An 11972-nucleotide genomic window follows, 5' to 3' on the forward strand; every position below is an offset into this window, starting at 1 on the left:
GGTCGGGCCCCATCTTCGAGCGATACGCCCGGCGGCGGGCAAGATACGCGCGTACCCCGCACAATCGCTTGCCCAGCTCGTCATGATGGTGACATGACGTGGACAGCACCCGACGTAGAGCGGGGATCTCGGACGGACATGGCCTGCGGCGAACGCGAGATGCTGGATAACTGGTTGAAGCTCCGCCGGGTCTTCCTGCTGCGCAAATGCGCCGGCCTCACCTCCGAGCAACTGAAGACCGCCTCCGCGGAGCCGTCCAACCTGACGCTGCTCGGCCTCCTGCGACACATGACGGAAGTCGAGCGCTATTGGTTCCGGGAGAAGTTCCTGCACGAAAACTTGCCTGAGCTGCACATCACGGAGGAGTACGAAGACGGCGACTTCGACCTGGTGGCCGACGCCGACGCCGAGGCGGACTACGCCGCCTTCCTCGCGGAGACGGCCGCCTGCGACGCCGCGGTTGCGGACATCGACCTCGATGAGCTGGCCGACGACCCCCGGGCGCCGACCGGCAAGGTCAGCCTCCGCTGGATCTACATCCACCTCCTGGAGGAGTACGCGCAGCACACCGGGCACGCCGACCTGATTCGGGAGCGCATCGATGGGACCACGGGAGGGTAGCGGCTCTCCCGTATCTAGGTCGTGGCACCTCACCCGACGTACCCACTGATCAGCTGAGCGGTGGCCAGCCGTAGCCCCAGCACTCCTGGTTGCCGAGTTGCGTAGACAACACCTCGGCTATCAGGATCGAATCTGCGGAGGAATGCCTGCCAGAGCAGGTCGGCTTGGTTCGTGGTCAGGCCGGTGCACGAGGACCACAGCCACACCGGCCTGGGCTCGGCACTGCCGGGCAGGCGCTCGACCTGGAGCCGGATCAGTGTCCCTTCCAGGATCGGCAGGTCACCCTGATGATCCAGCCAGGCCGCGCGGTGGGTGGGTCGGGGATGTAGCCGGTCCCAGCACGTGGCGGTGGCGATGCCGTAGCGGGTGGTCTGAGTGGTCGTGGTGAGGTGTGGCGTGGGCCAGGTGGTGGGATCGCTGAGCGCGAACGGGCCACCGTGCTTGGGCGGACGGCCGTTGGTGCCAGGCACGCTGGTGCGTCAGGGCCGTCTCGCTGTCCCGCGAACGGCCAAAGTCCCCAGCTTGACGAGCCGCTCGAAAGGCACAGACTTGGACCAAGCTCAGCCCAGACCTGCAACGACTACCCCGGGGTCGGCGAAAACCCGGCGGCGTCCAATGCCTGTTCGGCAGCGCGAAGGCTGACGTACTCGGCCGAGTCCGTCTGCCACCACAGGGTCCAGAACGCCTCGATCCTCAGCAGGATGTCGCCGTACTCCTGGCGCCAGACCAAGGCGACCGGTGGTTGCAGGCGATACCCCAAAGCGTCGATCGGCCCGACCGCCCAGCGTTCGCCGTCGAGCACGACCACTGGCACGTGGCGTGATGGCAACTGCTCGATCGTCAGGTCGGTCGCGGATACGCGCGCCGCGGTGACCGTGGCCCGGATCGTCCCAACGTCCCAGTCCGGGTACGGCGGCGTGAGCGCGCGGGCCACCACGTCGGCGGTGAGTTCGTCGACCAACTCGATCTCGGCCGGCTCCGCGTACGCCGACTGGTTGGCGACGCCTGCCGGGATGGCCGGCGTCGCGAGCCTGCGAGTCTCGGTCTCGGGGGACACAGCGAACGTCTCGGGATCGAGCGGGCCGAACGAGATCTCGAGCGCAAGCGGACGGACCACCGGAGAAAGGATTTCCAACGTACGCATCACCGCGGAACGGCGCTCAGCGACTCCGTCGAGCACCCGCGGCGGACCGTAGCGCGTGATAAGGAGCCCGCGGTCGGCGATGGCGAATGTCGACTGGTTGGTTGCTTTCATGGCTAAGGAGAGTAACCAGGGTGGATGTGAGGACTCTCGCGAATGCTCGTGTACTTCGCGGCCGTACGAGTAAGCGCAGGACCTCTCCCACCCTTACAAGTGGCCTCTGACCTGGAGATTCCTGGCCCTCTTACGGCGAGGGGTTCGCATGTCCTCAGTCGCTCTTCGCACTGGCTCCTGATCCGCCGCAACCCGGTCACCGGCGAGTTGGCCTTGTAGCGCTGTTAGGCGCCCGACCTGAAGCCGTCGATGAGCCTGGCCAAACCGATGCGGCTCGACCGGACTCAGCCATGGCCTCGCTCTTGCGGGTGCCCTTGTGTCGCAACCGCGAGATCTCGTGTTCTTATGACCCGGGATTGACGGATACCCATACCGCAACTAGCTTGGTTGCAGTACGGACGTTGACCGAAGGGTGAGAGCAGTGAGCCTCAGCAGCAGGAGTGCTGTCGCGATTCATGCGCTCACGATGTTGGGTCGCTGGGATCGCTCGCTGACCTCGACCGAGATCGCCGACAGCCTGGCAAGCAATCCAGTGCTCGTGCGACGCATCCTCGGCAGCCTGCGGGATGCGGGTCTGGTGTGGTCGACGGAAGGTCGCGGGGGCGGATGGTCGCTCGCTCGTCCCGCTCGCGAGATCACCCTCTACGACGCGCATGTCGCCGTGGAGCCAGGGCCGGTCCTGTCGCGGCACGCCCATCCACCCAGCGACGCGTGCGAGGTCGGCCGCCACATGCAGACCCTCCTTGAGACGGAGTTCCGGGAGGCCGAACGGGCCATGCAGGAGCGACTGGGCCAGACGACCATCGCCCACCTGGTCCATCAGGTGCTGACCAAAGAGCGCAAACCGGCGACACGACAGCAGTAGCCGGATAACGGCGGAGAGGACGTCTCCGCCGTTTCTCTTAACCTTAACTGTAACCAATCTGGTGGCAGTCACGGCCACGCGGAAGGGACGCTGGATGACAACCACATCGAGCAGAAGAGGACGAACCGGTTCTGCGCCGGCACTGCTGGCTGTGTTGATGCCGGCGATGCTCGCCACGGTCATCGCCAGTGACATGGTCAATCTGATGCTCCCGTCGATCGGTGAGGAGTTCGGGGCCTCAGAGGCCGAGCTCGCCTGGGTTGTCACCGGTTTCCTGCTGATGTTCTCGGTCGGCATCCCGTTCTACGGCCGCATCTCCGACCAGGTCAGTCTGCGGCGCCTGTTCTGCTTCGCTCTGGTGACTTACGCCGCGGGGAGCCTGATCTCCGCGCTCGCGCCGGGGCTCCTGGTGCTGGTGCTTGGACGGATCGTGATGGGGGTGGGCGCGGCCGGGTTGCCCGTACTGTCGATCATCGCCGTCACCAGGCTGATGCCTGAGGACAAGCGAGGGATGGGGATCGGCGTCGTGTCCGCGGCCACAGGGATCGGTACCGCAGCAGGACCGGCCCTCGGTGGTGGAATCGGCCAGCTCCTGGGCTGGCCCGCACTGTTCTGGATGATGCTCGTGGTCGCGCTGGCGCTGGTTCCCGCGGCATGGCGCGTGCTACCGGGCGAGCGCCCGGCCGGCGCGGGCCGCTTCGATCTTCCGGGTGGCATCCTGCTCGGGCTCGGCGCCGGGCTGATCTTGTTCGGGATCACCCAGGCACAGGTCGCCGGTGTCGCGGCCCCGTCGTCCTGGGTCAGCCTCGTGGTGGCCGCGGTGGCGTTCGTGCTGTTCGGGTGGCGCACGGTCCGCCTCGCGGATCCGTTCGTCCCGCCCGCACTGTTCGCCGGCCCGGTCTACCGCGCCGCGGTCGTCGTCGCGTTCCTGGCCATGGTCGTCAATCTGGGTGCCATGGTGTTCGTTCCGCTGCTCGTGGTCGACGTCAACGGCCTCGAGCCGGGGGCGGGTGCCCTGGTGATGGTCCCGGCCGGAGTTGCGGTCGCCGCCCTCTCGCCGTTGATCGGTCGCCTCGCCGACCGCATCGCCACCCGGCTGCTCGTGCTGGCGGGGCTGGCCGCCGTGGGGCTGTTCTCCCTGTTCCTCTCGACCTTCGCGGGAGGCAGTTCGGTGATCCCCGCAGGGCTCGGGATCCTCGGGCTCAGTGTCGGCTTCTTCTTCGTGTTGACCCCGATCATCAGCGCGGCTGCGAGTGCGCTTCCGCCCGACCAGGCCGGCGTCGGGCTCGGAATCCTGCAAGGAGCCCAGTTCCTCGGCGCCGGCACCGGCCCTGCTCTCCTCGGCGTGCTGGTGACCGCGCGGCAGCAAACTGGTACTGATGCCTTCAACCCCCTACACGCCGGGCAAGACGGTGCCGCCTATTCCGACGCCTTTCTGGCCATGGCCGTGATCGTCGTCCTCGCAGTAATTGCCGCGTTCAGAATGCGTCCGGCAGCCACCTCGTCCCACCCCGATTCCCCGTCAGTTTGAGGAGGATCGCGTTGAGAACGATCGTCCCGTCAGCAGGCGCCTCAGGTATCGGAGAGAGCTGACCATCCGGGCGCGAGCCGTACCACCTTCACGGCCCGCGCCCCCTCTTTGTGGAGGTTCCCTAAGGGGCTGCCAGGCGGCGGCGCGGCGTCATCTCGTCCAGCAACCCGGGGTTCCACGAGACGCTCTTGTTGCCGGAATACGTCGCCTGGGTGGTGTCGGCGACCTGGATGGTGCCGTCGGGGCACTTGTAGATCAGCTTGACCTGGTACGTCTGCACGATCTCGGAGATCAGCGCCGAACGGTTGGGGCCGGCGGGCATCCAGTACGGGCAGAGGGACTTCAGGTTCCGGGGATACCACTCCCCATGGGACTGCTCAATGACGTGGTCCCTCGCGGCGGAGTTATACTCGCCGCCCAGTCCGTTCGCCCACGGGTTGAACGCCACGCCGCTGCTGGGATAGTTGCACACCTGATAATTGCCCTTGTCGAAGTCGGGGCCCTCCCTACCGGCGGCCACCCCCCAGGTCTCCGTATTGGAGCAGGATTCGTAATAGCGCGTGGAGCCGGTGGGCGTCACCTCCACCGTGATCGACGGCTCGTCTGCCCTGGCAGCGGTGGGCGTGCAGACCAACGCCGCGGTCATCGCCGCTGCCGCGGCGCCCACGCCGGCGCGCGCCGCCGGACTGCGGCCGAAACTGAAGGCCATCTGATCGTCCTTTCCTTTGAGTGTCATCGCTGGGTGTTCGGTCCGGTGAAGGACCAGCGCTGAGTCCGGCTCCCGTGGAAGTGTTGTTCTCAGTGCCTGCGCGACAGCAAGGAATCCGACTTGGACGTGACTTGCCCCTAACTTGGCGAGAGAGTTTCTTGAAATGGCGCCCCGGTTCAAGGTCATGTGGCCACGCCTGTACCCCGTGACGCGCCACCAGAGGTGACCCAGGCGATCAGCCGGCTCGTCGTCGAGTTCCACGAGTGCCGGCGTCCCATAGCGACTGCCTACCGTGTCGTCAGGGTGTTCCGCGCCACTCTGCATGAGGACGTAGCAGGGTTGTCGGTCGTTGATGGTGTTGATCTTTGACCGATGGGTGGGTTGGGCGTGTCCGGTTTCGTGTGCGACGCCACCGTGAGCATGATCTCAATGCGGGACTCGCTGAGCGGCTGTGAAACACACATGGAAGGGTTGGCGGCGACCGGGCAGTCACTAGTGTCCGATATTCCCGGCGAGAGAGACCCATGCATGACCACGTTCCTCGACGGAGCGGTCGCCGATCCCGAGCGATTCTCTGCCGTCTTCGATGCCCACTACGAGGAGATTCGCAGCTACATCGGTCGTCGCCTCGACCTCGACGTCGCCGAGGACCTCGCCGCCGAGACCTTCCTGATCGCCTTCCGCCGGCGTGACGGCTTCGACGCCGCCAAAGGCGGCATCAGGCCTTGGCTGTACGGCGTCGCCACCAAACTCATCGGCCGGCACCGACGTGCCGAGCTGCGGCGATACCGGGCACTGGCCAGGTCGGGGCCGCCTGCCGACGAGGACAGCCATGACCAGCGGGTGGTGGATCGGGTCGCGGCGCGGGTGACCGTACGGCAACTCTCGGCCGCACTGGCCGGGCTGTCGCGCGGTGAGCGCGACGTGGTGCTGCTCATCGCCTACGGCGAGTTGACCTACGACGAGGTGGCGGCGGCGCTCGGCATCGCCTACGGCACCGTCGCCTCCCGGCTCAGCCGGGCCAGAACCAAGCTTCGTGACGCATTGGGAGTTGAGGTGTGATGAAGGAATTCCAGCTCATCGACGAGGTGATGCCGCAGGTGCCGCCCGCCGACCACGCCACGGCGGCGGCCGCACGCGCCCGGATGCTGGGCGCCGACCGGCGGCGGCACCTGCCGGTCTGGCCCAAGGTGATGCTCGCGGCGGTGGCGGTCAGCGCGGTGATGGCCGGGGGCTTCGTGGCGGTGCCTCTCCTGGGCGGGACGGGCGTCCAGACGGCCGCGGTGCCGGAGGCGGACGCGGTGCTTGCCGCAGCGGCCGACCGGCTGGCCGCCCAGCCCCCGGGAACCGGGGCGTGGTGGCGGCGGGAGATGGTGCAGGTGGCGCGGATGAAGACCGCGACCTACACCGTCGAGCAGCGGGTCAGGGACGTGCTGTGGGCGAGCCGGCAACGCGGGTATCGGACACAGCGCGGACTCGTCTCCGCCAAACCGCTCACGCCTACTGACGCACAGGCGTGGAAGGACGCGGGCTCGCCCGACCTGTGCGACGGCTGCCTGTCGGGAAAGACCTACTTCACCCCACTGAAGATGACGACCAAGCCCGTGACGGAACTGCCCACCGAACCCGAGGCGCTCAAGGCCGAGATGCTGCGGGCCAACGACAAGGAGACCCCAGAGGCCTGGCTGTGGGGGGCGAGCAAATGGCTCCTTCTCGACGTCGAGAGCACCCCTGCCACCAGAGCCGCGCTCTACCGCGTGCTCGCCGGCCTGCCGGGTGTGCGGGTGGAGAACGACGTCACCGACATCGACGGCCGCACCGGGGTCGCGCTGACCTACGGCGAAGCGCCCACCTGTCAGCAGATCATCATCGATCGGGACAGCGGGCAACTGCTCGCCATCCAGGAGGGTGACGGGTCCTCGGCTTATGTGATCAAGCGGCTGGGCTGGACCGACGACCCCGCGCCGAAGGAGTCGACCTTCTCATGACGCGTCGGGGTCCCCGTAGTAATGGCGGCAAGTGCTTGTGAGCTAGGTACGGAAATGGCGGTGACCCCTCTGGGGTGATGACGCGCGTCTCACTGCCAGGGGAACCAGACTATTCGTCGAACTCGCCGAGCTTGACGCCGCCAATGAATGCATCCCACCCGGCTTGTGTGAACCTGAGTGCAGGGCCGTTGGGGTTCTTGCTGTCGCGGACGGCGATGACTCCGGGAAGGTTGGTGGCGACCTCGACGCAGTTCCCGCCGTTGTTGCCGCTACGGGAACTCTTCTTCCACACAGCCCCGGCGAGGTCTGTAGCGGTCAGGTCTTTCGGCTCCATTGTTCTGCTGCTTCCTTGATCATTTCGAGAGATTCGCCTGGGCGGTATGCCTCTGCCCGCAGTCTGTCATACCGCCCCCAAATCAGGGCAACAAGTTCATGCTCTGCCGATACTTCACCTTTGCCTGCAGAGTCTACAGACACCGTAGTCGGGGCATCGGAGAGCTCCGCGATGACGAATCCGGACATCAAGCCGTCCGTACAGGGATTGTCTGCGGGAACGATCTGCACCGTTACGTTGTGGCGGATGGCCAAGGTGGCGAGACGAGTGAGCTGGTCGGCCATGACTTGAGCTCCGCCGATGGAACGCCGAAGGCCCCACTCGTCTATGAGCACCCATAGGGCGGGAGGATTATCTCTCGTCAAGATCAGTTGCCGCTGCATGCGAGCGGCAACCTGCTCTTCCACCTCCGACTCAGTGGAAGCGAGATGGCCTCGGAAGACTGCCCGCGCATAATCCTCAGTCTGGAGTAGGCCAGGGATCAAGAGCAGATCCCAGGTGCGAAGCGTCACCGCGTTGGGTTCAATCTCCTCCAGCCAGCGGACATACCAGCCTGGCCCGGACGGGGACTGGTGAATGCGACGATAAAGCCGGACAAAGTATTCCTTATCCGGAAGGTCGAAGAATTCGTCGCACGCCTGCGCGAAGTCGAGTTGGGGATTTCGACTACCGGTTTCGATATGGCCTACTAACGACGGTGAGCAGCGTAGGCGGTCAGCCAGTCGGCGTTGGGACAGCCCTTGCCCTTTTCGGCATCGTGCCAGCTCACGGCCAAAACGTTCGGCGGGTGACATGCGAGGATCGAGATCATTTGCCACGACGGATTTCCAGGGCCTCGGGGGTTGCCGGTGACGTGCGCTCACAATGTAACCACATCTGCGTACTCTCGGTGAGGCCTTCTGTCGTCAGACTGTCCTCCTATCTGACGTGCAATGGAGTGTGTTCACGGGCAGTCTGGTGTTGCCCGCAAACGGCCTGCCAAAACAATAACCCGACATTCCACTCACATGGCTGGGGGCAAAATGACAGTAGCGATCTTGACCGTCTACGGACCTCGGAAAAATACCACCTCAACTGCCTTGAGCAAATTGACAGGTTCCGTCCGGACTGCAAGGGGAACGATGGGTCTTCACTTGCGGCGGGGTCGTGATCGGTGGATGGACGCGCTTGACGAGTAAACGCCCGAACGAGTGTGGGAGGTTGCGCGATGAACGATCAGGCCTTGGCGAAGATAATCCTTCCGGGCATGGCGCGTTCGGTGTCGCTGGCTCGTCGCTGGGTCGTGGACGCCCTGACGACGGCGGGACACCAAGATGTGGAGAGTGCCCGGCTCGTCACGAGCGAGTTGGTGGGAAACGCCATACTGCACACCGGCTCCGGACGATCGGGTGGCCTAGTTACGGTGACCATCTACGAGGTCTGTCATTATCTGGCCAGGATCGAGGTGACTGACGAGGGAGTGGTGTGTCCCGGGTTGAGTAGAGGTGGGTTGCTGGATTCTGGTGCCACTTGATGAGAGGAAAGTGGCATGGGACGACGGGGCTATCCGCCAGAGTTCCGGCGCAAGGTGCTGGATCTGCTCGAGGCGGGGCGTAAGGTCACCGACCTGGCGCACGATCTGGAGATCAGCAGTCAGACGATCTATACCTGGCGGCGGCAAGACCGCATCGATCGCGGCCTGGAGCCCGGCTTGACCAGCAGCGAGAAGGACGAGCTAGCAGTCGCCAAGCGCCGCATCGCCGAGTTGGAGACAGAACTGCAGGCCACTCGACGGGCGATCGAACTGGTGCGAGAGGTGGTGCCCCCAAAAGGCGGTTCGAGGCCATCGCGGTGATGGCTGGCGAAGGTATCCCCGTCGAGGTGGCCTGCCGCGTGCTGCACGTCTCGGTGTCCGGCTACTACGCCTGGCGGGATCGGCCGCCCTCGCCGAGGACCATCCGGCATGTCTGGCTGACCGACCTGATCCAGCAGATCCACCAGCGTTCCCGAGGTACCTACGGCGCCCGGCGGGTGCATGCCGAGCTGCGCCTGGGCCACCAAGTCCCGGTCAGCCATGGAGCGGTGGAGTTACTCATGCAGCGAGCAGGGCTGCAAGGCCTCAGCGGCCGGCCGAAGTGGCGGCGCGCCAAGCCCGACCAGATCGCCGTCGACCTGGTAGACCGAGCCTTCGCCCGGACCGGTCCCAACCAGCTGTGGGTCACTGACATCACCGAACACCCCACCAGAGAGGGCAAGGTGTACTGCTGTGTGGTGCTGGACGCCTACTCCCGCCGGGTGGTCGGGTGGTCGATCGACTCGACCCAGACCGCCACCCTCGTCACCAGCGCCTTAGGCATGGCCATCGACAACCGTACGCCCGCGGGCACGATCATCCACTCCGACCAGGGCGTCCAGTTCGGCTCCTGGGCCTTCACCCAGCGCGCCAAGGACTCCGGCCTGCTGCCCTCGATGGGCAGCGTCGGGGACTGCTTCGACAACGCCATGATGGAGTCGTTCTGGTCGCGGATGCAGGTCGAGCTCCTCGACCGTCAGCGCTGGAACACCCGGATCGAGCTCGCGAACGCGATCTTCGAGTACCTGGAGATCTGGCACAATCGGCAACGACGGCACAGCAGTCTGGGCATGCTCACCCCGATACAGTTCGAGAACGCGTCCACCGTGGCATGACAATCCAGAAACGCGACTCCATCGAACCCAGGGCACACCACCCGCTGATCATTCTGTTAGGACTTCTTAGGGGGTATCTTCGATCCCGGGTGCAAGATCGTGATCTGGCCCGGGGGAGGTAACACCGCCGGAAAGACCCTGTTTGTAGAGGAATATCACCGAGGGCGATGGGCCCGGATATCCACAGGGCGTCCATCGGGATCGCGAGCCGTCATCGTCCATTGCGTGGGCAGTGTCTCGATCTGTCCGACCGGCCGCCCGGCATCCACAATCCGTTCGCGAAGCTCACACAGTTGTGCGTATGTGCCCACGCGCAGTCCCCACCCCGCCCGGTTCAGGGGATCAAGATCGGTGGCGGGGGCGGTGGCGGTTTCGACGATCATCAGATGGTCGGCCCCGCCGACATCGAGGACTGCGATCCGAGGATCAGTAGAGGTAGCAGCGCGCTCGAACGCGAGCGTTGCTCCGAGCAGTCCCGTGTAGTACGCCACGAGCCGGTCGAGTTCGGTCGTGGACAGTGTCAGATGGTTGATTCCGAGCAGATTGGTCATGATCAACCGACCGTAGCTCAGCCACACCACGATCTTGCACTCGGGATCGAAGACACCCTCTTAAGCCCCGGGGTCCGGCAGGACACAGGCCCCCGGCTTTCGGGCCGGGGGCCTGCTCGTCGGTACGTCACCACTGCTGGCTGGTACGGGAAGTTGGAGACGCGCAAATGGCGCTGTCTGGGCCTTGCGGCCTTAGGTATGTGTCTCGCGCCTCCAGGGTCTACGTTCATCAGGGCGGGGGCATCTGGGACGCCGTTTCGCTTACGCCTGAGGCATTGCGACGTCGCGGAGGAATTCCAGCCATATCGCGGTCGCACGCGCGTGCGCCTTGGCGCGCACCTGGGTCGTGGTAGTGCTGTCGTTCACGTCGAATCTTTCGCTGTCCATTGGGAGACCGTCACGCCCAGGGAGCCGATGATGCAGGGTGAGCTTGAACTTTTCGTCGATGATCGAGAACAGCAGCCGCTTGCCGACCCAGCCTTTCTCGCAAGTCGTCGATCCCGGTGACGGTTTCCATTGAATCTGGGGCGCTCCGGTCTTCTGCCCTTCCTTGGGTTCAACCCGGGTGCTCATTGGATCGCCTCCTGTGCGGCCAGGCTGCCCGCGCTCACGACGTTCCCCCGTCGGCCCATCCGTTGATCTGGGTGACTGCGCTCTGGGGATTCTTCACATCGGACAGGGGAACGACAGTCCCCGACTTGGGAAGCGTCATCGCGAAGTGAAGGTGTGCGCTGTCCTGCATCTTGATGATCCTGACGGCTGCCGTGCCTTGCTCCGGAACAAAAACGTCCGGCTCTGCCCCGCGATCTTCATGACCGGCCCCTCCATGTTGAGCTTGATGTGCTGGATGACGCGGGACTGGACGCCGCCGGCCCCCAGGAGATCGCACAGGATCGGCAGGACCCCGATCTGCTTGCCTGTGTTTACTCTGGCTTGCCTCACTTCATGCCCTCCGATGGGCTAGAAGCCCGTGTCCTGGCCGGACTATGGAGCATGTCCGTGATCTTGACGCGACTGCCGACAGTGCTCGCAGCCGTCGTCATGGAAGCTGTCCGGCTGGTGGGGCACCGGCGGCGGATGTCAGGTCACTGATCGTCTGGTTGGCACGTAGATCTGCACACCGGAAGGCGACGCGACGGGCGGCGCGTACGGGTTCGATGGCCGGATGCCAGACGTAGACAGCGCGCTTGTGCTCGGGGTCCCAGCCGCTGCGCCACCAGAAGCGGTAGCCGTCGCACCACACCACCAGCCCCACCCAGACCGACACCAACGCGAGCCCGTAACCAGCATGTACGTCTGCGGTGATGCCCTCCTGCGCGAGAGCCTCTCGCAGCAGCTCGGCGTGGAGGCGTTGCGTGGTGTCCTCCGCTGGATGGGTGTGCGTCGGAACTCGTGAAGGATTCATCACGTCAAGCAAAGCGACACCAGCCATTCCGGGCACGATGACAATG

At 65.2% G+C, this 11972-nt stretch carries 13 protein-coding genes and 1 pseudogene; 6 read left to right on the plus strand and 8 right to left on the minus strand.

Going from position 1 to position 11972, the window contains the following annotated elements; translation table 11 throughout:
• Positions 1 to 93 precede the first annotated feature (93 nt).
• Positions 94 to 621: a DinB family protein gene (locus tag HD596_RS05705; RefSeq protein WP_185068263.1), complete on the plus strand. Its 528-nt coding sequence runs from the start codon at positions 94 to 96 to the stop codon at positions 619 to 621.
• Between the two features lie 29 nt (positions 622 to 650).
• Here HD596_RS05705 and HD596_RS05710 read toward each other — a convergent pair whose 3' ends face one another.
• The gene (locus HD596_RS05710; RefSeq protein WP_185068264.1) at positions 651 to 1091 is read right to left on the minus strand and encodes a hypothetical protein; all 441 of its coding nucleotides are present in this window, start codon (positions 1089 to 1091) and stop codon (positions 651 to 653) included.
• 110 nt (positions 1092 to 1201) lie between these two features.
• Positions 1202 to 1876 carry a hypothetical protein gene (locus tag HD596_RS05715; RefSeq protein ID WP_185068265.1) on the minus strand — a complete coding sequence of 225 codons (675 nt, stop codon included), beginning with the start codon at positions 1874 to 1876 and terminating at the stop codon, positions 1202 to 1204.
• 421 nt (positions 1877 to 2297) lie between these two features.
• Here HD596_RS05715 and HD596_RS05720 point away from each other — a divergent pair, with 421 nt between their 5' ends.
• Both HD596_RS05720 and HD596_RS05725 read left to right on the plus strand, forming a co-directional pair.
• Positions 2298 to 2741, plus strand: coding sequence for an Rrf2 family transcriptional regulator (locus tag HD596_RS05720; RefSeq protein WP_221519194.1), 444 nt, complete (start codon positions 2298 to 2300; stop codon positions 2739 to 2741).
• 94 nt (positions 2742 to 2835) lie between these two features.
• Positions 2836 to 4272, plus strand: coding sequence for an MFS transporter (locus tag HD596_RS05725; protein ID WP_185068266.1), 1437 nt, complete (start codon positions 2836 to 2838; stop codon positions 4270 to 4272).
• A 121-nt stretch (positions 4273 to 4393) separates the two neighbouring features.
• On the opposite strand, the gene HD596_RS05730 is transcribed toward HD596_RS05725, so the two are convergent.
• The gene (locus HD596_RS05730; protein ID WP_185068267.1) at positions 4394 to 4981 is read right to left on the minus strand and encodes a hypothetical protein; all 588 of its coding nucleotides are present in this window, start codon (positions 4979 to 4981) and stop codon (positions 4394 to 4396) included.
• Positions 4982 to 5368: 387 nt separating this feature from the next.
• On the opposite strand from HD596_RS05730, the gene HD596_RS05735 reads away from it, so the two are divergent.
• Entirely contained in the window at positions 5369 to 6043 is a 675-nt protein-coding gene (locus HD596_RS05735; protein WP_313042903.1) for an RNA polymerase sigma factor, read from the plus strand.
• Entirely contained in the window at positions 6043 to 6969 is a 927-nt protein-coding gene (locus HD596_RS05740; protein WP_185068268.1) for a CU044_5270 family protein, read from the plus strand. The genes HD596_RS05735 and HD596_RS05740 overlap by 1 nt, the downstream gene beginning before the upstream one ends.
• 109 nt (positions 6970 to 7078) lie before the next feature.
• Here HD596_RS05740 and HD596_RS05745 read toward each other — a convergent pair whose 3' ends face one another.
• Together HD596_RS05745 and HD596_RS05750 are read right to left on the minus strand one after the other, a co-directional pair.
• On the minus strand, positions 7079 to 7303 hold the full coding sequence (locus HD596_RS05745) for a DUF397 domain-containing protein (RefSeq protein WP_185068269.1): 225 nt from the start codon (positions 7301 to 7303) through the stop codon (positions 7079 to 7081).
• Positions 7285 to 8121: a helix-turn-helix domain-containing protein gene (locus HD596_RS05750; protein ID WP_185068270.1), complete on the minus strand. Its 837-nt coding sequence runs from the start codon at positions 8119 to 8121 to the stop codon at positions 7285 to 7287. The genes HD596_RS05745 and HD596_RS05750 overlap by 19 nt, the downstream gene beginning before the upstream one ends.
• 710 nt (positions 8122 to 8831) lie before the next feature.
• Here HD596_RS05750 and HD596_RS05760 point away from each other — a divergent pair.
• Positions 8832 to 9970 (plus strand): annotated as a pseudogene (locus HD596_RS05760) (IS3 family transposase).
• 155 nt (positions 9971 to 10125) lie between these two features.
• On the opposite strand, the gene HD596_RS05765 reads toward HD596_RS05760, so the two are convergent.
• From HD596_RS05765 to HD596_RS05775, 3 genes are all read right to left on the minus strand, one after another.
• Positions 10126 to 10521 carry a VOC family protein gene (locus HD596_RS05765; RefSeq protein ID WP_185068273.1) on the minus strand — a complete coding sequence of 132 codons (396 nt, stop codon included), beginning with the start codon at positions 10519 to 10521 and terminating at the stop codon, positions 10126 to 10128.
• Positions 10522 to 10782: 261 nt separating this feature from the next.
• A complete protein-coding gene (locus HD596_RS05770) occupies positions 10783 to 11094 on the minus strand; it encodes a hypothetical protein (RefSeq protein ID WP_185068274.1) in 312 nt (103 codons plus the stop codon).
• A 466-nt stretch (positions 11095 to 11560) separates the two neighbouring features.
• Entirely contained in the window at positions 11561 to 11953 is a 393-nt protein-coding gene (locus HD596_RS05775; RefSeq protein ID WP_185068275.1) for a hypothetical protein, read from the minus strand.
• Positions 11954 to 11972: the final 19 nt, after the last annotated feature.

The organism is Nonomuraea jabiensis (assembly GCF_014204795.1).
Classification (GTDB): Bacteria; Actinomycetota; Actinomycetes; order Streptosporangiales; family Streptosporangiaceae; genus Nonomuraea; species Nonomuraea jabiensis.

What these genes read in the sequence shown, in the direction of transcription:
- HD596_RS05705 (WP_185068263.1), top strand. Translation starts at nt 94, where the DNA reads ATGACGTGGACAGCACCCGACGTAGAGCGGGGATCTCGGACGGACATG.
- HD596_RS05715 (WP_185068265.1), bottom strand. Translation starts at nt 1,876, where the DNA reads ATGAAAGCAACCAACCAGTCGACATTCGCCATCGCCGACCGCGGGCTC.
- HD596_RS05725 (WP_185068266.1), top strand. Translation starts at nt 2,836, where the DNA reads ATGACAACCACATCGAGCAGAAGAGGACGAACCGGTTCTGCGCCGGCA.
- HD596_RS05730 (WP_185068267.1), bottom strand. Translation starts at nt 4,981, where the DNA reads ATGGCCTTCAGTTTCGGCCGCAGTCCGGCGGCGCGCGCCGGCGTGGGC.
- HD596_RS05740 (WP_185068268.1), top strand. Translation starts at nt 6,043, where the DNA reads ATGAAGGAATTCCAGCTCATCGACGAGGTGATGCCGCAGGTGCCGCCC.
- HD596_RS05745 (WP_185068269.1), bottom strand. Translation starts at nt 7,303, where the DNA reads ATGGAGCCGAAAGACCTGACCGCTACAGACCTCGCCGGGGCTGTGTGG.
- HD596_RS05765 (WP_185068273.1), bottom strand. Translation starts at nt 10,521, where the DNA reads ATGACCAATCTGCTCGGAATCAACCATCTGACACTGTCCACGACCGAA.
- HD596_RS05770 (WP_185068274.1), bottom strand. Translation starts at nt 11,094, where the DNA reads ATGAGCACCCGGGTTGAACCCAAGGAAGGGCAGAAGACCGGAGCGCCC.
- HD596_RS05775 (WP_185068275.1), bottom strand. Translation starts at nt 11,953, where the DNA reads ATGGCTGGTGTCGCTTTGCTTGACGTGATGAATCCTTCACGAGTTCCG.